This window comes from Streptomyces sp. NPDC047061, from assembly GCF_040643955.1.
Lineage (GTDB): Bacteria > Actinomycetota > Actinomycetes > Streptomycetales > Streptomycetaceae > Streptomyces.
Map to the genome: position 1 here is coordinate 104,987 of NZ_JBEYVI010000022.1, position 23,253 is coordinate 128,239.

At 71.7% G+C, this 23,253-nt stretch carries 22 protein-coding genes and 1 pseudogene; 9 read left to right on the forward strand and 14 right to left on the reverse strand.

The annotated features are described in order from the left end of the window. The first annotated feature begins 21 nt into the window (after positions 1–21). On the forward strand, positions 22–1,287 hold the full coding sequence (locus ABZ887_RS28440) for a cytochrome P450 (RefSeq protein WP_361294881.1): 1,266 nt from the start codon (positions 22–24) through the stop codon (positions 1,285–1,287). Here ABZ887_RS28440 and ABZ887_RS28445 read toward each other — a convergent pair. Then, on the reverse strand, positions 1,259–2,416 hold the full coding sequence (locus tag ABZ887_RS28445; protein ID WP_361294884.1) for a damage-control phosphatase ARMT1 family protein: 1,158 nt from the start codon (positions 2,414–2,416) through the stop codon (positions 1,259–1,261). The two genes, ABZ887_RS28440 and ABZ887_RS28445, sit on opposite strands and share 29 nt — an antisense overlap. A 78-nt stretch (positions 2,417–2,494) precedes the next feature. Continuing rightward, a complete protein-coding gene (locus tag ABZ887_RS28450; protein WP_361294887.1) occupies positions 2,495–3,142 on the reverse strand; it encodes a ScbR family autoregulator-binding transcription factor in 648 nt (215 codons plus the stop codon). 466 nt (positions 3,143–3,608) lie between these two features. On the opposite strand from ABZ887_RS28450, the gene ABZ887_RS28455 reads away from it, so the two are divergent. Beyond that, positions 3,609–4,568 (forward strand): lytic polysaccharide monooxygenase, encoded by a 960-nt coding sequence (locus ABZ887_RS28455; protein WP_361294890.1) that lies wholly within the window; start codon positions 3,609–3,611, stop codon positions 4,566–4,568. 17 nt (positions 4,569–4,585) lie between these two features. Here the strand turns inward: ABZ887_RS28455 and ABZ887_RS28460 are convergent, their stop codons facing one another. Further along, complete coding sequence (locus ABZ887_RS28460) at positions 4,586–5,230, reverse strand: Tat pathway signal sequence domain protein (RefSeq protein WP_361294893.1); 645 nt, start codon at positions 5,228–5,230, stop codon at positions 4,586–4,588. A 608-nt stretch (positions 5,231–5,838) separates the two neighbouring features. On the opposite strand from ABZ887_RS28460, the gene ABZ887_RS28465 reads away from it, so the two are divergent. Next, on the forward strand, positions 5,839–6,537 hold the full coding sequence (locus ABZ887_RS28465; RefSeq protein ID WP_361294896.1) for a DUF6230 family protein: 699 nt from the start codon (positions 5,839–5,841) through the stop codon (positions 6,535–6,537). Continuing rightward, positions 6,537–6,974: a DUF6114 domain-containing protein gene (locus ABZ887_RS28470; RefSeq protein WP_361294899.1), complete on the forward strand. Its 438-nt coding sequence runs from the start codon at positions 6,537–6,539 to the stop codon at positions 6,972–6,974. The genes ABZ887_RS28465 and ABZ887_RS28470 overlap by 1 nt, the downstream gene beginning before the upstream one ends. A 102-nt stretch (positions 6,975–7,076) precedes the next feature. Here the strand turns inward: ABZ887_RS28470 and ABZ887_RS28475 are convergent, their stop codons facing one another. The 5 genes from ABZ887_RS28475 to ABZ887_RS28495 all read right to left on the reverse strand — a co-directional run bounded on the left by ABZ887_RS28475 (position 7,077) and on the right by ABZ887_RS28495 (position 11,608). Then, entirely contained in the window at positions 7,077–7,613 is a 537-nt protein-coding gene (locus ABZ887_RS28475) for an SMI1/KNR4 family protein (protein ID WP_361294902.1), read from the reverse strand. A gap of 82 nt (positions 7,614–7,695) precedes the next feature. Then, positions 7,696–8,091, reverse strand: a complete 396-nt coding sequence (locus ABZ887_RS28480) for a hypothetical protein (protein WP_361294905.1) — start codon at positions 8,089–8,091, stop codon at positions 7,696–7,698. Between the two features lie 178 nt (positions 8,092–8,269). Further along, the gene (gene tatA / locus ABZ887_RS28485) at positions 8,270–8,542 is read right to left on the reverse strand and encodes a Sec-independent protein translocase subunit TatA (RefSeq protein ID WP_361294908.1); all 273 of its coding nucleotides are present in this window, start codon (positions 8,540–8,542) and stop codon (positions 8,270–8,272) included. Between the two features lie 140 nt (positions 8,543–8,682). Continuing rightward, on the reverse strand, positions 8,683–11,256 hold the full coding sequence (gene mgtA, locus ABZ887_RS28490; protein WP_361294911.1) for a magnesium-translocating P-type ATPase: 2,574 nt from the start codon (positions 11,254–11,256) through the stop codon (positions 8,683–8,685). Further along, a complete protein-coding gene (locus ABZ887_RS28495; protein ID WP_361294914.1) occupies positions 11,246–11,608 on the reverse strand; it encodes a metalloregulator ArsR/SmtB family transcription factor in 363 nt (120 codons plus the stop codon). The genes mgtA and ABZ887_RS28495 overlap by 11 nt, the downstream gene beginning before the upstream one ends. Positions 11,609–11,747: 139 nt before the next feature. Here ABZ887_RS28495 and ABZ887_RS28500 point away from each other — a divergent pair, with 139 nt between their 5' ends. After that, on the forward strand, positions 11,748–12,203 hold the full coding sequence (locus tag ABZ887_RS28500) for a TerB family tellurite resistance protein (protein WP_361294917.1): 456 nt from the start codon (positions 11,748–11,750) through the stop codon (positions 12,201–12,203). A gap of 25 nt (positions 12,204–12,228) precedes the next feature. Here ABZ887_RS28500 and ABZ887_RS28505 read toward each other — a convergent pair whose 3' ends face one another. From ABZ887_RS28505 to ABZ887_RS28515, 3 genes and pseudogenes are all read right to left on the reverse strand, one after another. Continuing rightward, the gene (locus tag ABZ887_RS28505) at positions 12,229–13,614 is read right to left on the reverse strand and encodes an MFS transporter (RefSeq protein ID WP_361294920.1); all 1,386 of its coding nucleotides are present in this window, start codon (positions 13,612–13,614) and stop codon (positions 12,229–12,231) included. 169 nt (positions 13,615–13,783) lie between these two features. Further along, positions 13,784–15,264 (reverse strand): annotated as a pseudogene (locus ABZ887_RS28510) (aromatic amino acid lyase). A gap of 3 nt (positions 15,265–15,267) precedes the next feature. Further along, positions 15,268–16,230 carry an ABC transporter substrate-binding protein gene (locus tag ABZ887_RS28515; protein WP_361294923.1) on the reverse strand — a complete coding sequence of 321 codons (963 nt, stop codon included), beginning with the start codon at positions 16,228–16,230 and terminating at the stop codon, positions 15,268–15,270. Positions 16,231–16,588: 358 nt separating this feature from the next. Here ABZ887_RS28515 and ABZ887_RS28520 point away from each other — a divergent pair, with 358 nt between their 5' ends. Genes ABZ887_RS28520 through ABZ887_RS28535 form a run of 4 tightly spaced genes read left to right on the forward strand, consistent with a single transcriptional unit; the run spans position 16,589 to position 20,626 of the window. Next, on the forward strand, positions 16,589–19,108 hold the full coding sequence (locus tag ABZ887_RS28520; protein WP_361294926.1) for an ATP-binding protein: 2,520 nt from the start codon (positions 16,589–16,591) through the stop codon (positions 19,106–19,108). Next, a complete protein-coding gene (locus ABZ887_RS28525; RefSeq protein WP_361294929.1) occupies positions 19,105–19,581 on the forward strand; it encodes a roadblock/LC7 domain-containing protein in 477 nt (158 codons plus the stop codon). The genes ABZ887_RS28520 and ABZ887_RS28525 overlap by 4 nt, the downstream gene beginning before the upstream one ends. A gap of 51 nt (positions 19,582–19,632) precedes the next feature. Further along, entirely contained in the window at positions 19,633–20,043 is a 411-nt protein-coding gene (locus ABZ887_RS28530) for a DUF742 domain-containing protein (protein ID WP_361294932.1), read from the forward strand. Beyond that, positions 20,030–20,626, forward strand: a complete 597-nt coding sequence (locus tag ABZ887_RS28535) for an ATP/GTP-binding protein (RefSeq protein ID WP_217547088.1) — start codon at positions 20,030–20,032, stop codon at positions 20,624–20,626. The genes ABZ887_RS28530 and ABZ887_RS28535 overlap by 14 nt, the downstream gene beginning before the upstream one ends. A gap of 97 nt (positions 20,627–20,723) precedes the next feature. On the opposite strand, the gene ABZ887_RS28540 is transcribed toward ABZ887_RS28535, so the two are convergent. The 3 genes from ABZ887_RS28540 to ABZ887_RS28550 are packed head-to-tail and all read right to left on the reverse strand — an operon-like array spanning position 20,724 to position 23,163. Continuing rightward, positions 20,724–21,389 carry an ABC transporter permease gene (locus ABZ887_RS28540; protein WP_361294936.1) on the reverse strand — a complete coding sequence of 222 codons (666 nt, stop codon included), beginning with the start codon at positions 21,387–21,389 and terminating at the stop codon, positions 20,724–20,726. Further along, entirely contained in the window at positions 21,386–22,036 is a 651-nt protein-coding gene (locus ABZ887_RS28545) for an ABC transporter permease subunit (protein WP_351497229.1), read from the reverse strand. Before ABZ887_RS28545 ends, ABZ887_RS28540 begins: the two co-directional genes overlap by 4 nt. Continuing rightward, complete coding sequence (locus tag ABZ887_RS28550) at positions 22,033–23,163, reverse strand: ABC transporter ATP-binding protein (RefSeq protein ID WP_361294939.1); 1,131 nt, start codon at positions 23,161–23,163, stop codon at positions 22,033–22,035. Before ABZ887_RS28550 ends, ABZ887_RS28545 begins: the two co-directional genes overlap by 4 nt. Positions 23,164–23,253: the final 90 nt, after the last annotated feature.

The window sequence follows — 23,253 nt, forward strand, 5'->3', positions numbered from 1 at the left end:
CCCCCGGGCCACGGTGGTGCCATGACCTCCTCCGCGCACCCCGGCGAGGCACCGCCCGTCCCCGACGTCTTCGACCCGCGCCGGTACGCGGCCGCCGTGCCGTACGCCGACTACCGCGTCCTTCGCGACCACCATCCCGTGGCCTGGCAGCGGGAGCCGGAGGTGCTGGGGTGGCCGGCCGGGCCGGGGTTCTGGGCGGTGGCCCGGCATGCGGACGTGGTGCGGGTGCTCAGGGATCCGGGGACGTACTCCTCGCAGCTCGGCGCGACCCAGATCCGGGATCCGGACCCGGCGGATCTGCCGTTCATCCGGCGCATGATGCTCAACCAGGATCCGCCGGACCACGGGCGGTTGCGGCGCACGGTGAGCCGGGCCTTCACGCCGGGACGGATCGAGCGGTTCGAGGCGGTGGTACGGGAGCGGGCGCGGACCCTGTTCGCCCGGGCGCTGGAGTCGGCCCGGGCGGGGGGCGGCACGGTGGACCTGGTCGCCGCCGTCACCGACGAGTACGCGCTGCTCAACCTCGCCGACCTGCTGGGTGTCCCGGAGAGCGACCGGGGGCTGCTGCTGCACTGGACGCGGCGGGTGATCGGCTACCAGGACCCGGACGAGGCCGGACCCGAGGTGCGCGACGGCACGGGCCGGCCGGTGAACCCACGGTCGCCCGCGATGCTGCGGGACATGTTCGAGTACGCCCGGCAACTCGCCGCGCACAAACGCCGTGACCCGGCCGACGACGTCATGACGTCCCTCGCCCACGACCCCGAACTCGCCGACGGCGAGCTGGAGATGTTCTTCTTCCTGCTGACGGTCGCGGGCAACGACACCGTGCGCTCGGCCGCCCCCGGCGGGCTGCTGGCGCTGGCCGAAGACCCGGAGTCGTACCGCCTGTTGCGCGCCGGGAAGGCCGGAGCGGACCGTGCGGTGGAGGAGTTGCTGCGCTGGCATCCCCCGGTGTTGACCTTCCGCCGCACCGCCGCGCGGGACACCGAGCTGGGCGGGCGGCGCATCAGGAAGGGCGACAAGGTGGTCGTCCTGCACGCCTCCGCCAACCGTGACGAGCGGGCCTTCGCCGAGCCCGGCCGGCTCGACCTCACCCGTGCGCCGAACCCGCACGTCTCCTTCGGGGACGGCCCGCACGTCTGCCTGGGCGCCCACTTCGCCCGGCTCCAGCTGCGCGCTCTCTACGCGCAGGCGCCACCGGTCCTGAAGCCCGCCGGTCCGCCCGAGCGCCTCGTCTCGAACTTCATCAACGGGCTCAAGTCGCTGCCGGTGTACCTGGGTTGACCTGGATCAGGGCATGGGTGCCGGCCGTGCGCCAGCGCTCTGCCCCGGCCTCGTCCAGGGCCCGCTCGGTGTCCGCGGAGAGCCCGGTGATCACATCGGACTTGAGGGTGCGCAGCGCGGCCACCGGGCCCGGGAACCAGGCGGTCACGTCGGCGAAGGGGGTGGTCGGCGGCCAGAGCCGATCGCCCACCAGACGGCGGTAGTTGAGGTCGCCCTTGAAGATCGTCAGGTCGGCGGCGGCGAACTCGGCGCGCAGGTCGCCGGGCATCTCGGCATACGGCAGCGGGGCGCAGGAGAAGGGGTGGGCTCGCACGGTGAGGCGGCCGTCGGCCATCGCCGACCAGAGGGTGGTGCCGTATCCGGCGGCGGCGCCCGGGGCGGCGGTGAGCCTGCGCAGGGCGTCGAGCACGTCGGCGGTCGTGGCGTCGGAGACGTAGTACGGGTGGGGCTTGATGTGCAGGACCGCGTGTGCGATGCGGCCGGTGTCCAGGAGGTGGGCGATCAGCAGCAGGTCGGGGACGAGTTCGCGGCCCGCGTTGTCGGCGACGAGGCACAGGGTGCCGCCGCGCAGCAGCGGCCACAGGGCGGCGCTGTCGTCGGCGACCAGGGCGGCGACGGCCTCGCCGGACCCGGCGGCGGAGAGCCGGAAGCCGAGGTCGGCGCGGTTGCCCCAGAGCGAGCCGTGCAGCAGGGCCAGGTCCGGATCGCCGTCGAGGTCGTCGAGTGCGGCCAGTTCCTCGTCGGTCTCCTTGGCGTCGAGTTCGGCGAGCTTGAACGGGCGGAACGGGTCGATGCCCTGCCAGGGGCCGGGGCCGAAGTAGCCGACGGCGTCCAGGAGCCGGCGGTAGAAGTAGCTCTCGGACCACAGCCACGGCACGTCGAACCAGGAGTGGCCGGTGTAGGTGTCCAGGCCCCAGTCGCGCCAGCCGCTCGCGCCGTCGGGCAGGGGTTCGATCACGCCCTCGGTGCAGTTGTGGAGCAGCGCGTCGAGGGCGCGGTGCTGGGCGGGGCCGTACGGGAAGGCGTCCCGCACCTGGCGGATGATCGCGGGGTGCCGTTCGGCCAGCACGCTGTGCGGGAACGGGCCGGTGGTGCCGAGGATCACGGGCGCGGCGGCGGAGTCGGGCATGGCCGCCACGCTATCGCGCGGGCCGCCCGGCTCCGCCGAACCGCGGGAGACCGGTCACGCCGCCGGTCGCGTCGCCTGTCACGCCGTTCTGATCTCGCGCTCCAGCTGGGTGGCGAGGGTGAGGTAACGGGCCCGCCGGTGCACCGGGACCAGGCCACGGATCATCAGGTACCACATCTCGGCGACCCTGCGCGGCAGTCGCCCCACCGGCTCCAGGTTGCGGCCGGCGACCCGGGTGCCGACGAAGAAGCAGACCAGGGAGTGCGCGACCGCGCCGACGTCTATGTCCGGGTGTACGTCGGACTCCTTGACGGCGCCCAGGAGTTTACGCGTGGCGAACTCCAGCCATTCGGTGAACGGATGCCTGAGCGGTGGCCGTACGGTGACGTCCGCGGTGGCGAGGCGCAGGCCGGCGCGCGGGATCGGGCCGTCGACGGAGAGCCGGGCGATCGCGAACGTGGTGCGCATCAGGGCTTCCAGCGAGGAGTAGCCGCGGCTGTCCATCTCCCTCACCAACTGGCTGGAGGTACGGGACTGGAGCTCCATGATGGCGTGTGCCAGGTCCTCCTTGGCGGCGAAGTGGAAGTAGAGCGCTCCCTTGGTGACCTTCGCGTGCTCCACGATCTCGCTGAGGCTGGTGGATTCATAGCCGTGCCGGTCGAAAAGGTCGGCGGCGGCCGTGATGATCGTGGCACGGGTCTGCTCCGCGCGTAACTGCCTCGCCATCGACTCGACGCTCCTTCACGGCTCCACGACTGCGTTTCCGGGCTTCACACTTCCCAAACCGACGGGGCATGCGGTTTGTTTTTTACCCCGTGCACACGATAGCTCACCGTGCGGCAGCGGGAGGCAACTGTGCGGACCCGGCGACGTACATGGGCAAGTCGCGCGTGCGACCATGCGAACGGGGGTCCGCAGTGCACAAACGGACGAGATCAGAACGCGCCCCTCCCTCGTGTTCGCACCGGTATCCGGAAGCGATGCGGGCGGCCGGGCGGCCATCGGTGATCGCCACGATACGAGCCGGGCGGTTGGTTCTCAATGGCGCCTGGAAAGTCGGCAAAACGGACGATCCGGTCGGTGCGCCACACTTCGGCCGGCCCGGAGACCGAGCGCGCTGAACAGTGCGGCCCCGATTCCCGTACTCACCTCAACAGACCACGTACCCGCGCCCGCCGAGGAGACGTCCCGGATGACCCGGACGACCGCCCGCCTGAGAATCATGGGAGCCGCCGCCGCGGCCCCGCTTCTGCTCCTGTCGTGGGCGGCAGGATCCGCCCGGGCGCACGGCGCGCCCACCTATCCCGTCAGCCGGGCCTACGCCTGCTCCCCCAGCGGCGGCAGCGCCGCCACGGCGGCCTGCAGGGCGGCGATCGCGGCGAGCGGGCAGAACTTCGTCGCATGGGACGACGTGCGGGTGGCGGGCGTCGCCGGTCGTGACCGGCAGGTGATTCCGGACGGAAAGTTGTGCAGCGGCAGTCTGCCGGCGTACAAGGGGCTCGACCTGGCGCGCGCGGACTGGCCCGCGACCGAACTGACGCCGGGCGCCCGGATGACGATGACGTATGCGTCGACGATCGCGCACTCCGGCACGTTCAAGCTGTATCTGACGAAGCAGGGTTACGACCCGGCGAAGCCGCTGACCTGGTCCGAGCTGGCCGCGCAGCCCTTCGCGGAGGTCAAGGACCCGCCGCTGACGAACGGGGCGTACCACTTCAGCGCGACGCTGCCCGCCGACCGGACGGGCCGTCAGGTGCTGTACACCGTCTGGCAGACCAGCAGCACGCCGGACACCTACTACTCGTGCTCCGACGTGGTGTTCACAGCGAAGAAGGCCGCGAACAAGGACGCGGACAAGACAGGGGAGAAAGCCGCGACGAAGGGCGGCGGGGCGACGGCGAGCGCAAAACCGCAGCCGAGTGCGACGCCCGCCGCCGGCGCCTCGAAGAGCGCTGCCGCCCGGGCACAGCAGACGGCGGCCGCGACCCCGGCCTCCCCAACGACCGGAACCACCGCCGCCGACAGCACTCCCGTGGCCTCCGACACGGACCCCGGTTCGGGCCCGTCGGCGCCACTGGTGGCGGGCGGCGCCGCCGCGGTGCTGGTACTCACCGGCGGCGCCGCCCTGGCGTTGCGTCTGCGTCGACGCTAACGGCCTTTGTAACAAGGTCAGTTGACGAAGACGGCGGCGCCGTTGTCGCTGACCGGGGCGTACTTGGCGGTGAAGTAGCCGGCGGAGGGGCAGAGGATCGAGCCGGACGACTTCGCGAACGCCTGGTTGCTGAAGGCGAGGCTGTTGTCGGTGTTGGAGCTCGTGCCGGACAGGCTGGCGGCCTGGTAGACGCAGGTGATGCTGCCCAGCAGGGTGGTCAGCTTGACCGTGGTCTGGATGTTCGCGCCGCTCGCCGAGGTGACCGAGACCGTACCGTCCGAGTTGACCGCGGTGGTGTACGGCAGGTTGTCGACCGTGATGCTGGAGACGCCGGTCACGCCGACCACGTTGCTGGTGCAGCTGCTGAAGGTCTGCGCGGTGGCCGACTCGACGGCGGTGCCGGAGGCGGCCGGGTTGTCGGTGACCGTCGCGGTGAAGGTCGAGGCCGCGCAGGTGATGCCGCTGGTGCTGGTCGAGCTGGAGTAGAGGGTGGCGGTGGTGCCGCTGGCCAGCGACGCGGTGAGGGTGTCGCCGACCGCGACGGCGGTGCCGCCGGCGCTGCCGGTGGTCAGCACGGCGCCGTCGGCGGAGGCGGGAACGGTGGCCGCGACCGAGAGGGCGACGACGGTACCGGCGAGGGCGAGAAGGGATCGCGTACGCATGCGGGTTGCCTCTTTCCTTGGGGGACTTGCGTGAGGTGAGGTGGGGGGTTCTGGGGGCGCGGATGCAGCGCCGGCCGTTGCCGGCTCGTCACGCCTTCTCCGTACGTGACGGGCCGGCAACGGCGGTCAGGCCGGACACCGGCCGAAAGCCTGGGGGGGTTAGGCCTCCGACCGGGCCGGTCAAGGGCGTTCGGGCACGGTCCCTGGGGGGAAGCGACCGTGCCGACGCCGCGAGCGGAGCGGTGATCGAAGAGGCCGGGAAGCGGTCGATGCCGCTCGGCGGATCCGGCGCCACGGATCCGAAACAAACCAGGGAGAGTTGTAGACCTGATCACCCGTCAACGTCAAGGCCTATCAAGGGAGTTGGGCAATCGATCAAGGGAATGCATGGTCGGAACATAATTGACGCGAATTCAACACCCTTTTTTCACAACTGTCTTGACCCTGAAAAGTAACCGCCGGTAACTTGCGGCTTGGCTACTGCTGCGTAACGAGAAAGCCCTTGCACCCGCCGGGAGTTGCGAGGAGGCGTGCGCGGCAGCCGCTGTCCGCGCCAGGACAACGTGCCACTGAAGCCCAACCCGCGTGACTAATGCATGGGAGCAGACATGGCCGAGTCCCCGGACGTTCCGTCCGCCGACAACACGCCTGAGAACCCGGGAAGCGGTTCTCTTTCCGCAACACCAGACACCACCGGGGAGACCGGAGGGGCACCGAGACGCGGACGGGTCCGGGCACGCCGGGCCGCCGTGATGGCCGTACCGGCCACCCTGGGCCTCGCCGGCCTCGCGGTCCTGACCGCCCAGGGAGCGCTGGGGGTGTCGTTCTCCATCTCCGGCATGCCCTTCACGGTCACCGCCAAGTCGCTGGACGGCACCGGCTTCGAGCAGTTCGGCGCGCTCGACAGCATGGCCGACGGCAGCCCGAACGCCGGTGACACCGGCGGCCAGGTGCTGGTCGTCACCTCCGCGATCAAGAGCGCGACCCTGGACAGCCTGTGCCAGAGCGTCGACCTCGGCGGTACCAACCTGCTCATCAAGGCGGGCAGCGGCTCGTCGAAGGTGCAGGCGACCAACCTGACCACCGACTCGACCGAGCTGTCGGGCGACGCGTCCTTCAACAACATCGAGATCGGCAACGACGCGAGCACCCTCACCAAGGCCGGAGTCAAGGGGCCCATCGGCGTCTTCAGCCAGCAGGCCGACACCGTGCACATCGACAACCTGCGGCAGACCAACTACGCGACGACCGCTGCGGTGTTCAAGCTGCCCGGCCTGAAACTCAGCTTCAGCAGCTCGGGTTGCTGATGTCCGGCACAGACACTCCACATGAGGGGTGGCGGCCCGCCTTCCGCGGTTGGCGGGCCCGTCGGCCGTTCGTGGGCGGGCTGCTGCTGACCCTGGGCGGCACGTGGATCCTGCTCACCGAGAAGGCCTCGCTGAAGGTCGTCATACACATCGGCATGCAGGGCCTGGTGGGCTATCTGCTGCCGGTGGTCATGGTGCTGTGCGGCCTGCTGACCCTCTTCAGCCCTTCGCAGCGCCTCTTCTACTCCATCCTCGGCATCCTCTGCTCACTGGGCACCTGGGTCACCTCCAACCTGGGCGGCTTCTTCGTCGGCCTCGCCCTCGGGGCCGTCGGCAGCTGCATGATCTTCGGCTGGCTGCCGGACCAGGAGCCGCGGGTGAGCCGACGGCAACGCAAGAAGCAGGCGCGGGCGACGGACATCGTCCAGGCGCAGTGAACGTGTGAACGACGGCCTCCGCACCCTCTCCGCCGGTCGGCGCAGAGGGTGCGGAGGCCTCTTTTCCGAGGGCAGGACGGCGTAGGTCGAGGCCGACCCGCCTCACGGGCCGAGCAGGACCACGGACGCGGCCGGTCCGAGTACGCCGTCCGGCAGCTCGGCTCTCTCCGCCGTCCCGTCGACCACCCCGACCAGGAACGTGAGCATGCCGCCCGCGCACTCCCACCAGGCGCCGTTGCGCCCGCCGGCGACCACCGGCCACTGCCGCGGATCCCGGCCGGCCGTACGCCAGTAGAAGACGTCGCCTTCCAGCGACTCGCCCCACGGCAGCAGTCCTCCCGGCTCCGGATAGGGCGTGTAGTCCTCGGTGTCGCCGGACTCCCTCAGGTCCCCCAGGATGTCGAGGCCGTAGCGCACCCCTTCGACGTACTCCTCCTCCCGTCCGGGCGCCGGACTCCAGATCCGGAGGAACTCGTCGATCTCGACAGGGGGGTAGGCCTCGGCGAACTCCTTGAAGTCCGCCGGCAGACCGACCCCCAGTGAGCGCTCCAGGGCGGGCCAGTCGACCCGGCGGGCCGCGGCCGGACGCACCGCCCGCAGCCCCTGCATCGTGCGTTCGAGGTCCGAAAGGTTCAGCATGTGTCCTGCCGGGCCGAGGTGTTCTCCACTGCCACGTCGGACAGCGGCCCGGCCTCGGTGGTGGCCGTCATGTGCATTCCGGTCATCGTCCTGTCGGCACGAGGGTGTGTCGCTCCGGCGAGGCCGGCAACCAGTCCACCGCGATCCGTCCGGTGAGTGCCTGCCGCAGCCATTCCAGCAGCGTCAGATCCGACTCGTACCAGTCCGCCCAGTTGCGCCGGAAGGCCGCGACGGTCCACCGGCCGTCTCCCCGGTCGACCAGGAACAGCTGGTCGCCCTCGACGGTGTTCCCCCACAGCAGCATGCCGCCCTTCGTGGGGAGCGCCTCCCCCGGCACGAAGGGGTTGCGCTCCATTCTCGGCCCCGTCATCGCGACGTACGACTGGAGCGTCCGGGGACCGCAGACGAAGAGGAAGTCCGAGATCGTCGCGTCCCCGTAGGCACGGCCGAAGTCCACGTACTCCTCGGGAAACGTCATCCCCCAGGACATCCGCGGCTGACACGGCAGTGGCCTTTCCCTGTACGTCTCACGACGCGGCCCTCGGACCGTCGCCCCGGGGAGCCCGAGCATCCCTCCGACGCCACCGGCCCGGGACACCCCGGACCGGTCACACCCCAGGAGTTCAGCGACCAGCGGCGTACAGGATGAGAGAGCGTCAGCTCGTGGTGGCGGTCGGCTCGGCGACCGTCTTCGGCTCCGGCTGCGCGGGGGCCGCGGCCGGCTCCGCCGCCATCTGCACCGACGTCGGCTCCACCGGCGCCGCCGCGGCCGTGTCGTCGGTCTTCATGGCCTTCGCCTCGCTCTTCAGGATGCGCATCGACTTGCCCAGGGCCCGGGCGGTGTCGGGCAGCTTCCGGGAACCGAAGAGCACGATGAAGACGATCGCGACGATCAGCAGGTGCCAGGGTTCCAGTCCGTTGCGGAGCATGACCGCCCCCTCCCTTTCTCACGTTCTTTCGTGCCGGCGGAGGGTGCTTCACGGGCCTCGGCCGGGCAGCGACGATTGCTACATTGCGCAACTGTACAACCCGGGGCGGGAAACGCCCCCCGGACCCGGCCCCGGGATCGCTAACGCCGGTGGTGGCGTGCCCGCACGGCCCGCAGTGCCAGCGCGTACAGCGCGAGGACGGCGGCGAGCAGTACGTGGTAGGCGGGCGGCAGCCCGGTCATGCCCAGCGCCCCGCCCAGGGGTCCGGGCGGGAGCAGCAGGCCGACGGCGGCGAGAGCGGCGGCGGCCCGGCCGACGGGCCCGCGGCGGGAGCCGCCACGCAGCAGGAGCATCACCAGGGCCTGGGTGAGCAGGTTCTCGGTGAACCAGGCGGAGTGGAAGACGGCCTGGTCGTCGAGGGCGTCGGGGCCGCGCAGGGCGAGCGCGAGGACGCCGAAGGTGGCGAGGTCGGCGATCGCGTTGAGCACGCCGAAGCCGGTGATGAACCGCAGGAAGGCCCGGGGCCGCAGCACGGTCGGGCGGCGCAGTGCCGCGGGCGCGGGGCGGTCGTACGCGAAGGCGAGCTGGGCGGCGTCGAAGCAGAGGTTCTGGGCGAGCACCTGGACCGGGAGCATCGGCAGGAAGGGGAGGAGCAGGCCCGCGGAGAGCATCGCGATGACGTTGCCGAGGTTGGAGGAGAGCGTGACCCGGAGGTAGGAGGCGATGTTGGCGCTGCTGCGCCGGCCGGCGGTGACGGCGTGCCCGACGGCGCCGAGGTCCTTCTCGGCGAGGACCACGTCGGCGGTCTCGCGGGCGAGGTCCACGGCGGTGCGGGGCGCGATCCCGACGTCGGCCGCGCGCAGGGCGTAGACGTCGTTGACCCCGTCCCCGAGGAACCCGACGGTGTGCCCGGCGGCGCGCAGTCCGGCCACGATCCGGACCTTGTCCGCGGGGGTGCAGCGGGCGACGACGACGGGTCCGGCGGACGGCCCGGCGGACGGCCCGGCGATCGACCCGGCGGTCAGCCCGGCGATCGACCCGGCGGACGGCCCGGCAGCCTCCGCCGGACGCGGTACGTCCGCCGCCACCCCCACCTCGACCGCTCCCAGCCCCAGGTCCCGGCAGGCCCGCGCGGCGGTGGCCGGATGGTCGCCGGTCAGGATCCGGATCGTGATGCCGAGGTCGGCGAGGCCGCGCAGGGCCTCGGCGGCGCCGGGGGCGAGGGCGTCGCGGAAGGTGACCAGGCCGCGGAAGGCGAGGCCGTGTTCGTCGGCGGCCGTGTAGGGCCGGGTGCGGGCCGGCACCCGGGCGGTGGCCACGGCCAGGACGCGCAGCCCGGCGCCGGCCTCGCGGGCGGCGAGGCCGAGGAGGCGCTCGCGTTCGGCGGGGTCGAGGACGCAGCGGCCCAGTACGTCCTCGGCAGCGCCCTTGGTGACGAGGACATGGGTGCCGAGGGTGCCGGCGACGACGGCGGTGGCCGTGCGGCGCTCGGGGGCGAAGGGGACGGCGCCGATGCCGTCGTACTCCTCCCCCACCGGTCCGGCCGCCGTGAGCAGGGCCTCGTCGAGGGCGTCGGGGGCGGGCAGTTCGGCGAGCTGCAGGGTCCACCAGGCGCCGACGGCCGCCCAGCGCAGCACCTCGGGGTCGTCGTCGCCGTCGGGGCCGAGGGCGCGTTCGACGACGGGCCGGTCCTGGGTGAGGGTGCCGGTCTTGTCGATGCAGAGCACGTCGACCGCGCCCAGGTCGTGCAGCGCGGGCAGCCTTCGTACGACGACCCGGTGGGCGCGGGCCAGCAGTGCCGCGCCCCGGGCCAGGCAGGTGGTGACGATCACCGGGAGCATCTCGGGGGTGAGTCCGACGGCGACCGCCACCGCGAAGGGCAGTGTCTCCAGTCCGCGGCCGCGCAGGGCGGCGTTGGCCATGAGGACCAGCGGCGGGGTCAGCAGCATGAACCGGACGAGCACCCAGGAGATGCCGTGCACGGACCGGTCGAAGGCGCTCGCCCCGCGCGGCGCGGCTCCGTCCTGCGCGACGGCGAACCGGGTCCGCGCCCCCGTCGCCACGACCACCGCCGTGGCACTGCCCGAGGCGACCCCGCTCCCCTGGAAACAGAGGTACGGCTCCTGGAAGGGCCCCGCAGCACCAGGTGCGGCAGGGACGTCGACGGCGGCCTTGGCGACGGGCGCCGACTCGCCGGTGAGCACGGCCTGGTGCACGGTCAGCCCGCGGGAGCGCAGCAGCCGCACGTCGGCCGGGACCAGGTCGCCCGGGCCGAGCCGGACGACGTCCCCCGGGACCAGTTCGGCGACCGGGACCTCTCGCGCCCGCGGCTCGGTGTCGGCGCCGGAGCGGCGCAGCACGGTGGCGGTGCCGGCGACGAGTGCGCGCAGGGCGGCCATCGAGCGGTCGGCACGGCGTTCACCGGCGGCCCGCAGTCCGCAGCTGACCGCGACCAGGGCGAGGATCACCACGGCCGTGCCCCAGGAGGCGACCAGCGCGGAGACCAGGCCGAGGGTGAGGAGGACGGCGGTGAAGGGGTCGCGCAGGGCACGGGCGCAGCGCACCGGCCAGGAGTCGGTGTGCGGGCGGGGCGGGGTGTTCTCGCCGAGGCCGGCGAGCCGGGCCGCGGCCTCGGCCTCGGTCAGCCCCCGCGGTCCCGTGTCCAGTCGGCGCAGCACCTGCAGCGAGGTGGCGGCCTCGTCCTCAGAGACCACGGAGCCGCCGGGGGGCGGGGAGTTCGGCGCCGGTGGTGCGGGCGGTGAGGCGGCCGACGAGCAGGCGTACGACGTCGACGACGTCGGGGTCGTCGACCAGGTACACCTGGCGGCGGCCCTCCCGGCGGGAGCGGACGAGGCCGGCGAGCTTCAGCTTGGTGAGGTGCTGGCTGACGGCGGGCAGCGCGCCGCCGACCCGCTCGGCGAGGCCCGTGACATCGCTCTCGTCCTGGGCCAGCGCCCAGAGGATGTGCAGCCGGGCGGGCGAGGCGAGCAGCCCGAAGGCCGCGGCCGCCTCCGCGAGCACGTCCGCGGTGGGGTCCTCGTAGCCGCTGCCGGGCACCGTCGCCACCGTCGTGGTCCTCCTGTCCGCCGGGTCGGAGGGACAGTTTAGGACGCGGGAACTTATCGGCCGCCGCGCAAGTTTCTACGGTGTTGTAGAAGTAATTTCTTGGCAAGAAGGTCTCTTACCGACCGAGGAGTGAGTGCGCATGGCCCTGTGGGACCGCATCAAGGATTCCGCGACGCAGATGCAGACCCAGCTCGTGGCGAAGAAGAACGACCTGAAGAGCGGTGCGTTCCGGGACGCGAGCATGGCGATGTGCGCGCTCGTGGCCGCCGCCGACGGCACCATCGACCCGGCCGAGCGGCAGCGGGTCGCCCAGCTCATCTCGACCAACGAGGTGCTGCAGAACTTCCCGGCGGACGACCTGCGCCGCCGCTTCGAGGAGAACCTCGACAAACTGACCGCCGACTTCGCCTTCGGCAAGGTGAGCGTGCTCCAGGAGGTCGCCAAGGCGAAGAAGAAGCCGGCCGAGGCACGTGCCGTCATCCAGATCGGCATCGTGATCGGCGGCGCCGACGGCGACTTCGACAAGACCGAGCAGGCCGTGGTCCGCGAGGCGTGCTACACCCTCGACCTGCCGCCGCACGAGTTCGACCTCTGACCGGCGCCCACCGGCCGCGAGCGGCTCACATCCGCCGGCTCGCGGCCCAGCAGAGGAGCGTGAGGGCCACGGCCACGGCGCAGGCGGCCACAGCCGAGCCGTCCAGATAGGCACTGCCCAGGACCGCCACTCCCAGCGTCGCCCCCAGTTGCTGTACGGCGTTCAGCGCACCCGCCGCCGAGCCGACCTCCTGGGGGCGCAGCGGCCGCAGGGCCAGCGTGAAGAAGGCGGGGGTGAACAGGCCCGCGCCCAGGCCGACCAGGGCCAGCGCGGGCAGGAGCGGCCAAGGGTAGTGGGCCGGGGCGGTGGCAGTAGCAGTAGCAGTAGCAGTGGTGGCGTACACGGCCGCGGCGGCCGTCAGGCCCAGGAGCACCAGGGCCAGGCCGTACGGCATCATGCGGCGCCGGGCACCGCGGCGGCCCGACAGCCAGGACGACACCGCCAGGCCGACCGACCACGGCGTGAGGCTCAGTCCTGCCGCCAGTACGCCCTGGCCCGCCTGCAGTTGGAGCTGGAGGAGCACCACGGTCAGCAGGCCGTTGGTCACCGCGAAGAACGTCGTCGAGGTGGCGAGGGCGGGCAGGAAGCCCCGGTGGGTGAAGAGGCTGGGTTCCAGGAGGGGCGTGGTCGTGCGGCGCTGGTGCAGGGCGAAGGCGGCCAGGGCCAGCAGACCGAGCGCGAGCAACGCCCAGTCGTGCGGCGGGAGTTCGGTGAGGTTCGTGCCGATCAGGGGATAGACCAGCAGGCCCGTGCCGGTCGCCGCGAGTGCCGTTCCGGGCCCGTCGAGGGCGGGGCGGTGCGGGGCACGGTTCTCCAGGAGTTTCGGGGACAGGGCGAGGACGACCAGGGCCACGGGGACGTTCACCAGGAAGGCGGCCCGCCAGGAGGAGCCGAACAGGTCGGCATGGGTGAGGACACCGCCGAGGACCGGGCCGCAGACGGCCGCGAGGCCCATCACCGGACCGATGCTGCCCAGCGCCCGGGACAGCTCGTCGCCCTCGAACATCGCCTTGATGAGTCCGATGGTCTGCGGAATGATCACGGCCGCCGCCGCGCCCTGCACCGCGCGAAAGGCGATCAGCAGGCCCGCCGTCGGTGCGAGTGCGCAGGCGACGGAGGCCGCGGTGAAGAGCGTGACGCCGAGGACGAAGAGCCGGCGGCGGCCCGCGATGTCGCCGAGCCGTCCACCGGTGATGAGCAGGACCGCGAACGGCAGGGTGTACGCCGTGCTGAACCACTGGACGTCGGAGACGGAGCCGCCGAGGCCGGCGTGCACGGCGGGGGCGGCGACCTGGACGATCGTGGCGTCCAGGAGGTTCATCGCCTCGGCGAGGAGGAGCGCGGTGAGGGCGGGCCAGCGCCAAGGGTAGGGGGCCGGAGCGGTGGGGGCGGGTGTGGATGTGGTTGTCATGGGGGCAGCGTGCGGGGCGCTGTGCGGGTGCCGACGGTTTCGGTCGGGAGACGGTTGCTTTCTTCCGTCGAACCCGGTGTTTGTGACGGAATCCCACACGTTGAGTTTTGGCCGCGGGTGGGTGGGGGTTGATCGCGCAGTTCCCCGCGCCCCCAAGAAGGTTGGCTGCTCAGACGTCGGCCAGCAGTGGGAGCAGCTCCGTCGCCGTCGTCACGTCTCCCGTCAGCGCGCGGTCCTCCATGTCCGCCGGCAGGGCTGCCGCGGCCAGCCTGAAGGCGGGCACCGACGGCTCCACCGGGCCCAGTCGCAACGCCCGTACCGCCGCCACCAGTTCGCAGGCCAGTACCACCCGGTACGCCTCCGCCGCCCGTTCGGCCTGTTTCGCCGCCTGGCCCGCGAAGCCGGCCGCCTCCTCCAGGCCGTGGGAGAGGACGGTGTGGCCGGCCGTGGCCGGGGCCGCGCTCGAACGGAGCTCTGCCAGGGCCGAGTTGGCGGTGTACTCCAGGATCATCGTGCCGGAGCTGCTCGGCGGGCCCGCGGCCAGGAAGGCGGGCAGGCCCGTGAGGTCGGCGCGGGTCAGGGCCTGGAGGCGGGCGGCGGAGAGCTGGGCGGTCTGGAGGAGTGCCAGGTCGAGGCCGTCCAGGGCCAGGGCGAGCGGGGCCGCGAAGAAGCCGCCGTGGTGGTAGACGTTGCCGTCGGGGGCCAGTACGGGGTTCTCCGTGGGGCAGTTGAGCTCCGTCTCGATGATGTGGCGGAGTCTGTCGGCCGCCTCCAGGGCCGCGCCGTGGACCTGGGGGAAGGCACGGAAGCCGTACGGGTCCTGGATGCGGCGGCCGGTGGTGAGCGGGCGGTCGGGGATCGCGAGGATGCGTCGTACCTCCGCCGCTGCCCTGGCCGGGCCGGGGTACGGGCGCAGGGCGTGCACCTCGGGGGCGTAGGCCTCCGGGGAACCGGAGACGGCGGCCAGCGAGAGGGCGGCCACCGCGTGGGTGGCCCGCAGCAGTACGTCCAGGTCGTGGCAGGCCAGGGCGGCCCGGCCCAGGCGAGGGCGTTGCTGCTCAGGAGGGCGAGCGAGTCGCCGGGGCGGAGGGCGACCGGGGCGGGCAGTTCGGCGTCGGGGGACGCCGTGAGCCAGGGGCGTTCGCCGATCAGGGTGAGGCCGGTCTGGGCCAGGGCCGTCAGGTCGCCGGTGCCCACACCGCCGTACTCGTTGATCGCGGGGTGCACGCCGAGGCGCAGGGCCTCGGTCAGTGCCGTGACGAAGGAGGGGTGGATGCCGGAGCCGGCGGCCAGCAGCTGGTTGGCCCGGACGGCCATCAGCGCGCGGGCCTGACGGGCCGGCAGCACCGGGCCGGCGCCGCCGGCGTGGCTGCGCAGCAGGCGCAGGGCGTGGCCGACCGCGTCGGAGGGGTCGACGGCGACGGAGCGGTGGGCGCCCACGCCGGTGCCGCGGCCGTACCACTGCCCCTGTGCGGCGAGCCGGTCGGCGCTCTCGTGGGCCCGGCGGACCCGGTCGAGCTCCCCGGGCGGTACGACGGGGCCGGCAACGGCGTCGGCGAGCCGGACGAGTCCGGTCAGGCCGAGGCCGTTGCCGTCGAGCACCACACGGTCCAAGGAAGGCCCGGGGAGGATCCGTGGCAGGTCGGACACGGGTCAGCTGGTGAGGCCGACCTTCTTCAGCCAGGCCTGGGCGACGTCCAGCGGGTCCTTGTTGTCCGACTGCACCTGGGTGTCCAGGTCCAGCAGGGCCGCGGTGTCGAGCTTGGCGGAGACCGCGTTGAGGGCGTCGGTGGCCGTCTGGTTCAGGGCGCTCTTGTAGACCAGGGGCTGGACGTTCTCGAAGCCGAAGAGGTTCTCCGGGTCCTGGAGGACGACGAACTTCTCCTTGGTGATGGTCGGGTCCGTGCTGAAGATGTCGCCGGCCTGCACCGCGTTCTTCTTCAGGGCGGCCTCGGTGAGCGGGCCGCCCGCGTCCAGGGCCTTGAAGGACTTGAACTCCAGGCCGTACACCGACTTCAGGCCGACCAGGCCCTGCTGGCGGGTCTGGAACTCCGGCGAGGCGCCGATGACCAGGTCCTTGGCGATGTTCTTGAGGTCGGCTATGGAGGACTTCTCGGTGAGGCTGTACTTGGCGGCGGTGGTCGCGTTGAGCGTCACCGTGTCCTTGTCCTGCGCGTCCGCCGGGTCGAGCAGCGTCAGCTTGGAGTCCAGCTTCGCCTCGATCGCCGAGGTGGTCTCCTCGACGGTCTTCGGGGCCGCCTTGGGGTCGAGGTAGGCGAGCAGGGCACCGTTGTACTCGGGCAGGACCGAGATCGAACCGTTCTTGAGCAGACCGTAGGTGGTCTCGCGGCTGCCGATGTTCGACTTGTAAGTGACCTTGACGCCCTTGGCCTTGAGTGCTTCGCCGTAGATGTCGGCGATCAGGATGCTCTCGGCGAAGTTGTTGGAGCCGACGACGACGGTGTCCCCGCTCGCCTTGCTGTCCGACAGCGGGTCGGACTTGCTGTCGTCGGAAGAGGAACAGCCCGCCAGCAGGGCCGTCGTCGCGGCGAGCGCGACGGCCGCCACGCCTCGGTATGTCCGGATTGACCTGCTGGGAAGGGTGTTGGAAGTCACGGTTGCCGTTCCGGGAGCTGTGGGAAGGGTGGGGGTGTTGCGAACCACGCGCGGCCTGTTGCGTGCCACGGGGCTGATGCGAACCACTCCCGACGATCCAATCCAGCCGGTTCTCGGTGAGTCAAGTGTCTCCGGGTCACCGATTGGCTTCGATCCGTGGCCAGTTGTGGACGGAGAGCGGTCTCTTTGTAACGGATTCTTGATAAACAGCAAGCGGAATGGCGCTTCAAGAACGCTGTAGTCTCACGGCAGTTGATATCGGTCACAGCGGTGCACGGGGCCCGCTACTCGGTGTCGTTCCGCAGCAGCTCGGGGTGAAGACGCCCCCCAGACCAGACACCCTCATGAAGGAGGCCCGGTGTCCACGAACCAGGTGGACGCGCCCGTCCTGCCCGCCCAGGCGCGGGGCGGGATCAGGGGTTTCGCCGACCGTTGGCCCTTCCGGCGCAAGCTCAACCTGCTGGTCGGTGTACCGCTCGCCGTCATCGCGGTACTGCTGGCCTACGTCTTCACCGACCTGGTGGAGCAGTCCACCAGCGCGGAGGACGCGGCGCAGACCGTCCGGGACAGCACGCAGGTGGCACGTCTCGTGGACAAGGTCGAGGCGGAGCACCAGCAGGCGATCCTGCTCTCCGCGCGCTACGAGTCCGGCTACTCCACCCCCTCGGCGGCCGCCTATCGCGCGGCCCAGGAGTCGGTGAACTCCCAGGTCGCGAAGGTCCGCGACGCCTTCGGCGACCGGCTGCCGGACACCGAGGCGGACGCCCTGCGGCAGGTCGAGGGCCTGTCCAGCCTGCGGGACTCCGTCGAGCAGTCCTATCTGCCCGCCGACAACATCGACCCGGCCTACACCAACGCGTCCAACGACCTGATCGACGGGCTCGGTCTGGACCGTGACGCCAACCTCGCCTCCACCTTCACCGGCAACCTGCTGGACTCGCTGCTGCGCGCGGACGCCGCCCACGGCGCCTTCGAGACCAACGTGCTCGCGGCGACCACCGGGGACACCAACGCCCTGATCGAGTTCACCAACGCGGTCGGCGCCTACGACCTCTACCAGCACCAGGCCGACCGCTTCACCCGGTTCGCCACCGAGGGACAGGCCCGGCAGCTGGCCGACGTCGAGCACACCAAGGCCCAGACGACCATCGCCCAGTCCTTCGCCGAGCTGCAGATCGACCCGGCGCAGCTGGAGTCCGGGAACCAGGAGCAGATCCGGCAGGCCGTCAAGGACGCGCTCTCCGACTACCCGGCCTACCTCCAGCAGGCCACCGCCCGGCTGACGATCACCACCTCGCTCATCGGCCAGATCGCCGACCGGGCCGACGCCGCCGCCGAGTCGGCCAAGTGGCACGCGATCTACCTGCTGAACGGCGCGCTGCTCGGCTTCATCCTCTGGATCACCCTCGCGGCGCTGGTCCGCCGCTCGGTGATCCGCCCGGTGCAGGCCCTGACCGGGGTCGCGCACGAGGTCGCCGAGGTGGCGGGCCGTGAACTCGCCCGCGTCGCCGACGACGACGCCGAGGACTCCGGTCCGCCCCGGCTGCGGGACATGCCGGTCACCGCCCGCGACGAGATCGGCGACCTGGCCGAGGCGTTCAACCAGGTGCAGGGCACGGCCGCGGCCCTGCTCGAACGCCAGGTGCTCAGCCGCCGCAACACCGCCGAGATGTTCGGCAACGTGGGCCGCCGTGTCAGCAACCTGACCACCCGCCAGCTCGCCTTCATCGACGCGGTGGAGCGGGCCGAGACCGATCCGGCCCTGCTCGAACGCCTCTACTCCATCGACCACATCGCCGTCCGTCTGCGCCGCAACGCCGACAGCCTGATGCTGCTGGCCGGCATCCGGGAGACGGTGCTGGCCTCGGGCCCGACCCCGGTGTCCAACGTCGTCCGGGCCGCGCTCGGCCAGATCGAGGGCTACCAGCGGGTACGGCTGTACGCCGGCACGGACGCCATGATCGAGCCGGACATCATCGGCGACCTCACGCTGATGGTGGCCGAACTCCTGGAGAACGCGGTGTCGTTCTCGCCGGCGGGCAGCCCCGTCGAGGTGACCGTCCGCTCCAGCGACGCGGGCGCGCACATCGTTGTCACCGACCACGGCCTCGGCATGAGCGCCGAGCGGCTGGCCGAGGAGAACATGCGGCTGATCCGCCGTGAGCGGCTCGACCTGGTGCCGACCAAGGTGCTCGGCCTCTTCGTGGTGGGTGCGCTGGCCCGGCGCTGGGAGATCGGCGTCGAGCTGACCCGGACCCCGGGCGGTGGCGTCACCGCCGAAGTGACGCTGCCCTCCCGGCTGTTGCTGACGATGAGCGCGGTGGCGGACACGTCCGGCACCCCGTTCGCCGCAGAACCGACGCAGCCGATACGGCCGACGCAGCCGGCTGAGCCGGCGGCACCGGCCGCACTGACGAAGCCGGCGGCACCGGTGGCGTCGGCCGAGGCGACCGGCCCGACCGCCGCCGTCACGGTGCCGTCCTGGGCCGAGCCGGAGAACCCGCTCCCCCGCCGGCAGCCGCGCCGCGAACCGGCCGCCGAGCCCGCCGAGCCGCAGGCCCCGCTGATCCCGGCCGCGCGCTCCGGCGAACCTCCGGCCAACGCCGGCGACGACTCCGCCGACGGGAACCGCCCGCTGCGCCGCCGGGTACGCGGCGCGACCCTCCGCACCACCGTCGGCGCCGCCCAGAGTCTCGCCCAGGCGCCGCGCACCCGCGACGCCGAGGCCGAGCGGGACGCGCTGGACGAGTTCGAGGCGGCGGTGGAGCGCGCCCGGCGCGAGAGCGACACCGGAAGCCACGAGCGGCCGCTGCCGCACATCGACCCCACGCACCCCCCGCAGGACCAGAACCACCTTCCGGAAGGAGCCGAGCAGTGAGCACGTCGACAGGTGACACCCCGACGGGCGGCATCACGCCGACCGACCTGCAGGCGGCCGCAGCCGACTTCACCTGGCTGCTGAACCGCTTCGCCACCGAGACCGCAGGCGTGGTCGACGCGATCGCCGTGTCCTCCGACGGTCTGCTGATCGCGGTCTCGGAACTGCGCGAGCGCGCACATTCCGAGCGACTGGCCGCGATCGTCTCCGGCATCACCAGCCTGGCCGCCGGTGCGTCCGGCAACTACGGCCTGGGCGGCCTCAACAAGGTCATCATCGACCTGGAGGGCGGCCATGTCATCGTCTCCGCGATCGGCAGCGGCGCCGTACTCGGCGTGGTCGCCGACAAGGAGGCCAAGCTCGGCAACATCGCCTACGAGATGACGCTGTTCGCCAACCGCGCGGGTTCGGCGCTCAGTCCGCAGCTCGTCCTGGAGCTGAAGAACAGCGTCGGCGTCCCACAGACGCGCTGACCGGCACCGCCGGTCGAGTTGCCGAGAAGGCCGAGAGAGGAAGACACAGCCATGGCGGACCCGCCTCCGGGCCCGGACCCGGTCGGCCCCGCCCCCGCCGTACGGCCGTTCCTGGTCACCGCGGGCCGGGTGGCGGACAGCGCCTCCGGACCGGCGATGCCCGTCGAGACCCAGGTGGTGGCCACCGTCGCCGGGCTCGCGGTGCTCGACCGGCTCTCCTTCGAGCAGCACGACATCGTCGCCGCGTGCCGGATTCCGCAGTCGCTCGCGGAACTGGCGGCCCGGCTGCGGCTGCACCTGAACGTGGTCCGGGTGCTGGCCGAGGACCTGCGCGAGGCCGGGCAGCTGACGGTCCACGTGCCCGACTTCGAGGCCACCCACGACTCGTCCGTCCTGCGCAGGGTTATCGATGGCCTGCGGGCCATCCCCGACTCCCGAGGGGTACTCCGTGACACCGACTGACTCGCTGACCCGGGGCACCGGGCGTACGGCCGTACGGCCGCCGCTGCCGGTGAAGATGGTCATCGCGGGCGGTTTCGGCGTGGGCAAGACCACCGCCGTCGGCTCGATCTCGGAGATCGAGCCCCTGACCACCGAGGCGTCGATCACCGAGGTCGCGGCGGGTGTGGACGACCTCTCGCTCACCCCGCGCAAGACGACCACGACCGTGGCGATGGACTTCGGCTGCATCACCATCGACCCGACCCTGAAGCTGTACCTGTTCGGCACGCCCGGGCAGGAACGGTTCGGCTTCATGTGGGACGACATCGTCGAAGGGGCGCTCGGCGGGCTGGTCATCGTTGACACGCGTCGCCTGGACGACTGCTACGCCGCGGTCGACTACTTCGAGCACAAGGGGATTCCGTTCGCCGTCGCGATCAACGCGTTCGACGGCCGCGTCGAGCACACGCTGGACGAGGTGCGGTGGGCGCTGGACGTCGCCGAGGGGACGCCGCTGGTCGTCTTCGACGCGCGTGAACGGGGTTCTGTGCGGGATGCGCTGCTTGTTGTCCTGGAGCTGGCGCTGGCGCGTAGTGGGGGGTAGTGCGGTGGGTGGGGAACTGTCCGCCGCGTGGGGCTGGTCGCGCCCACGCGGCGGAGCCGCATATTGATACAGTCCCGCGCCCCTGAAGAATGGGGCGTCAGCTCCTCCGCACTCCGGGAGACACCGTCAGTCGCTGTACCGCCCAGAAGATGCCCAGCGTCGCCAGGGCCATTGCCGCCACCAGGGTGGCGCCGCCCACGACCTTCTCGTAGTTCTTCTGGTAGAGGCCGTCGATGATGTAGCGGCCGAGGCCGCCCAGGCTGACGTAGGCCGCGATCGTCGCCGTCGAGACGATCTGGATGGCCGCCGAGCGCAGGCCGCTGAGGATCAGCGGGAGGGCGACGGGGAGTTCGACCTGGAAGAGGACGCGTGCCTCCGGCATTCCCATGCCCCGCGCCGCGTCCACCGGGGACGGGTCGACCGAGCGCATCGCCTCGTACGTCGTCACCAGGATCGGCGGCACGGCGAGGATCACCAGCGGGATCATCACCGGCAGCATGCCGAAGCCGAGCCAGATGAACATCAGGACCAGCAGGCCGAAGCTGGGCAGCGCCCGGCCGGCCGTGGCGATCAGGGCGAGGGTGTTGCCGCCGCGGCCGTAGTGGCCGGTGATCAGGCCGATCGGCAGGCCGATGCCCGCCGCGTAGGCCAGCGCCTCCAGGGAGTACTGGATGTGTTCCCAGAGGCGGGTGGGGATGCCGTCGTAGCCGTGCCAGTGGGAGCTGTCGCTGAAGAAGGCGTGGACGTAGTTGAGGACGTTCACCGGGTGCTCTCCTTCGGCATCCAGGGCGTCAGCACACGGCGTACGAGGACGAGGACGGCGTCGGCCAGGATGGCCAGCACCGCTGTGGTCACCACCGAGTTCACCGCCAGTTCGGGGCGGTGGTAGATGTTCGCGTCGTTGAGCAGGTTGCCGAGGGCGCCCTGGTTGCCGATCAGCATGCCGACGCTGACGAGGGAGATGCTGGAGACGGTGGCGACGCGCAGGCCCGCGATGATCGCGGGGACCGCGATCGGCAACTGGACCTGGAAGTAACGGCGTACCGGGCCGAGGCCCATCGCGGTCGCCGCGGCCAGGGTCTCGGCCGGGACCGAGCGGACGCCGTCCACGATGGCCGGGACCAGGACCACCAGGCTGTACACCGCAAGCGGGATCATCACGGTCGTCTCGGTCTGGCCCGTGTAGTCGATGAGGACGACGAAGAAGGCCAGCGAGGGGATGGCGTACAGGATCGTGGTCACGCCCAGCACCGGCGGGTACAGCCAGCGGAAGCGCACGCAGAGCTGGGCGATGGGCAGGGACACCAGCAGACCGGCCAGGACCGGGATGAGGGCCTCGCGCAGGTGGAGGCCGATCAGCCCGAAGTAGGTGTTCTGGAGGTCGCTCGGGATGTCGAAGAAGCCGCTCATCCCCCGACCTTCGCGTCGTCGCGGCCCTCGGCGTGCGCGGTGCGGATCGCGGCGCCGATGACCTGCTGGGAGACGACGCCGACCGCGCGTCCCTCGCCGTCCACGGCCACGGCCCAGCCCGTCGGCGAGAGGACGGAACCGTCGAGCGCGGCACGCAGCGAGTCCCGGCCGGGCATGAAGGGCCGTCCGTACGAGACCAGTTGCTCCGGGCGGATCGAGCCGGCCGTGAGGGCCCTCGGCTCGCCCCAGCCGAGCGGCCTGCCGTCCAGGTCCGTCACGAGGAGGTAGGGGGCGTCGGCCGTGCCGCGGGCGCCGAGCCGGGCGGCGTCGGCGTCGATCGCGACGACCGGCGCGGTCTGCAGTTCGAGGTCCGCGGACGGGAAGAAGGAGAGCCGCCGGATGCCCCGGTCGGCGCCGAGGAAGTCCTCGACGAAGGCGTCCGCGGGGTCGGTGAGCAGTTCGGCGGGCGGGGCGTACTGGGCGAGGTGGCCGCCGGTGCGCATCACGGCGACCATCGTGCCGAGCTTGATCGCCTCGTCGATGTCATGGGTGACGAAGACGATGGTCTTGCCCAACTCGTCCTGGATGCGCAGCAGTTCGTCCTGGAGCCCCTTGCGGACCACCGGGTCGACGGCGGAGAACGGCTCGTCCATCAGCAGCACCGGCGGGTCGGCGGCGAGCGCCCGGGCCACACCGACGCGCTGCTGCTGGCCGCCGGAGAGCTGGTACGGGTAGCGCTTGGCGAGCGCGGAGTCGAGACCGACCCGCTCCATCAGCTCGGCGGACCGGGACCGTGCCCTCTGCTTGCTCCAGCCGAGCAGCCGGGGCACGGTGGCGATGTTGTCGATGATGGTGCGGTGCTGGAAGAGACCGGCGTTCTGGATGACGTAACCCATCGACCGACGCAGGGTGTTGACCGGCTGGGCGTGGATGTCGGCGCCATCGAGGAGGATGCGGCCCTCGCTGGGCTCCACCATCCGGTTGATCATCCGAAGGGTCGTCGTCTTGCCGCAGCCCGAAGGACCGACGAAGACGGTGATCGAGCGATCCGGTATCTCCAGGGAGAGCCGGTCGACGGCGACCGTACCGTCCGGGTACCGCTTGGTGACTGAATCTATCCGTATCAAAACGCCGAATGCCCTTCGGGTTTGGCAGAAAGTGCCCAGTTATCGACCACGGTCGCCGTAGCGCAGGCCGTTGCGGAGAGAGTCTAGACC

Bases quoted from the DNA above. Each gene is read 5' to 3' on its own strand.
- ABZ887_RS28460 (WP_361294893.1), bottom strand. From the start codon at position 5,230: ATGCGTACGCGATCCCTTCTCGCCCTCGCCGGTACCGTCGTCGCCCTC.
- ABZ887_RS28500 (WP_361294917.1), top strand. From the start codon at position 11,748: ATGGCCCTGTGGGACCGCATCAAGGATTCCGCGACGCAGATGCAGACC.
- ABZ887_RS28440 (WP_361294881.1), top strand. From the start codon at position 22: ATGACCTCCTCCGCGCACCCCGGCGAGGCACCGCCCGTCCCCGACGTC.
- ABZ887_RS28450 (WP_361294887.1), bottom strand. From the start codon at position 3,142: ATGGCGAGGCAGTTACGCGCGGAGCAGACCCGTGCCACGATCATCACG.
- ABZ887_RS28480 (WP_361294905.1), bottom strand. From the start codon at position 8,091: ATGACGTTTCCCGAGGAGTACGTGGACTTCGGCCGTGCCTACGGGGAC.
- ABZ887_RS28470 (WP_361294899.1), top strand. From the start codon at position 6,537: ATGTCCGGCACAGACACTCCACATGAGGGGTGGCGGCCCGCCTTCCGC.
- ABZ887_RS28445 (WP_361294884.1), bottom strand. From the start codon at position 2,416: ATGCCCGACTCCGCCGCCGCGCCCGTGATCCTCGGCACCACCGGCCCG.
- ABZ887_RS28545 (WP_351497229.1), bottom strand. From the start codon at position 22,036: ATGAGCGGCTTCTTCGACATCCCGAGCGACCTCCAGAACACCTACTTC.
- tatA (WP_361294908.1), bottom strand. From the start codon at position 8,542: ATGCTCCGCAACGGACTGGAACCCTGGCACCTGCTGATCGTCGCGATC.
- ABZ887_RS28505 (WP_361294920.1), bottom strand. From the start codon at position 13,614: ATGACAACCACATCCACACCCGCCCCCACCGCTCCGGCCCCCTACCCT.
- ABZ887_RS28475 (WP_361294902.1), bottom strand. From the start codon at position 7,613: ATGCTGAACCTTTCGGACCTCGAACGCACGATGCAGGGGCTGCGGGCG.
- ABZ887_RS28455 (WP_361294890.1), top strand. From the start codon at position 3,609: ATGACCCGGACGACCGCCCGCCTGAGAATCATGGGAGCCGCCGCCGCG.
- ABZ887_RS28465 (WP_361294896.1), top strand. From the start codon at position 5,839: ATGGCCGAGTCCCCGGACGTTCCGTCCGCCGACAACACGCCTGAGAAC.
- ABZ887_RS28530 (WP_361294932.1), top strand. From the start codon at position 19,633: ATGGCGGACCCGCCTCCGGGCCCGGACCCGGTCGGCCCCGCCCCCGCC.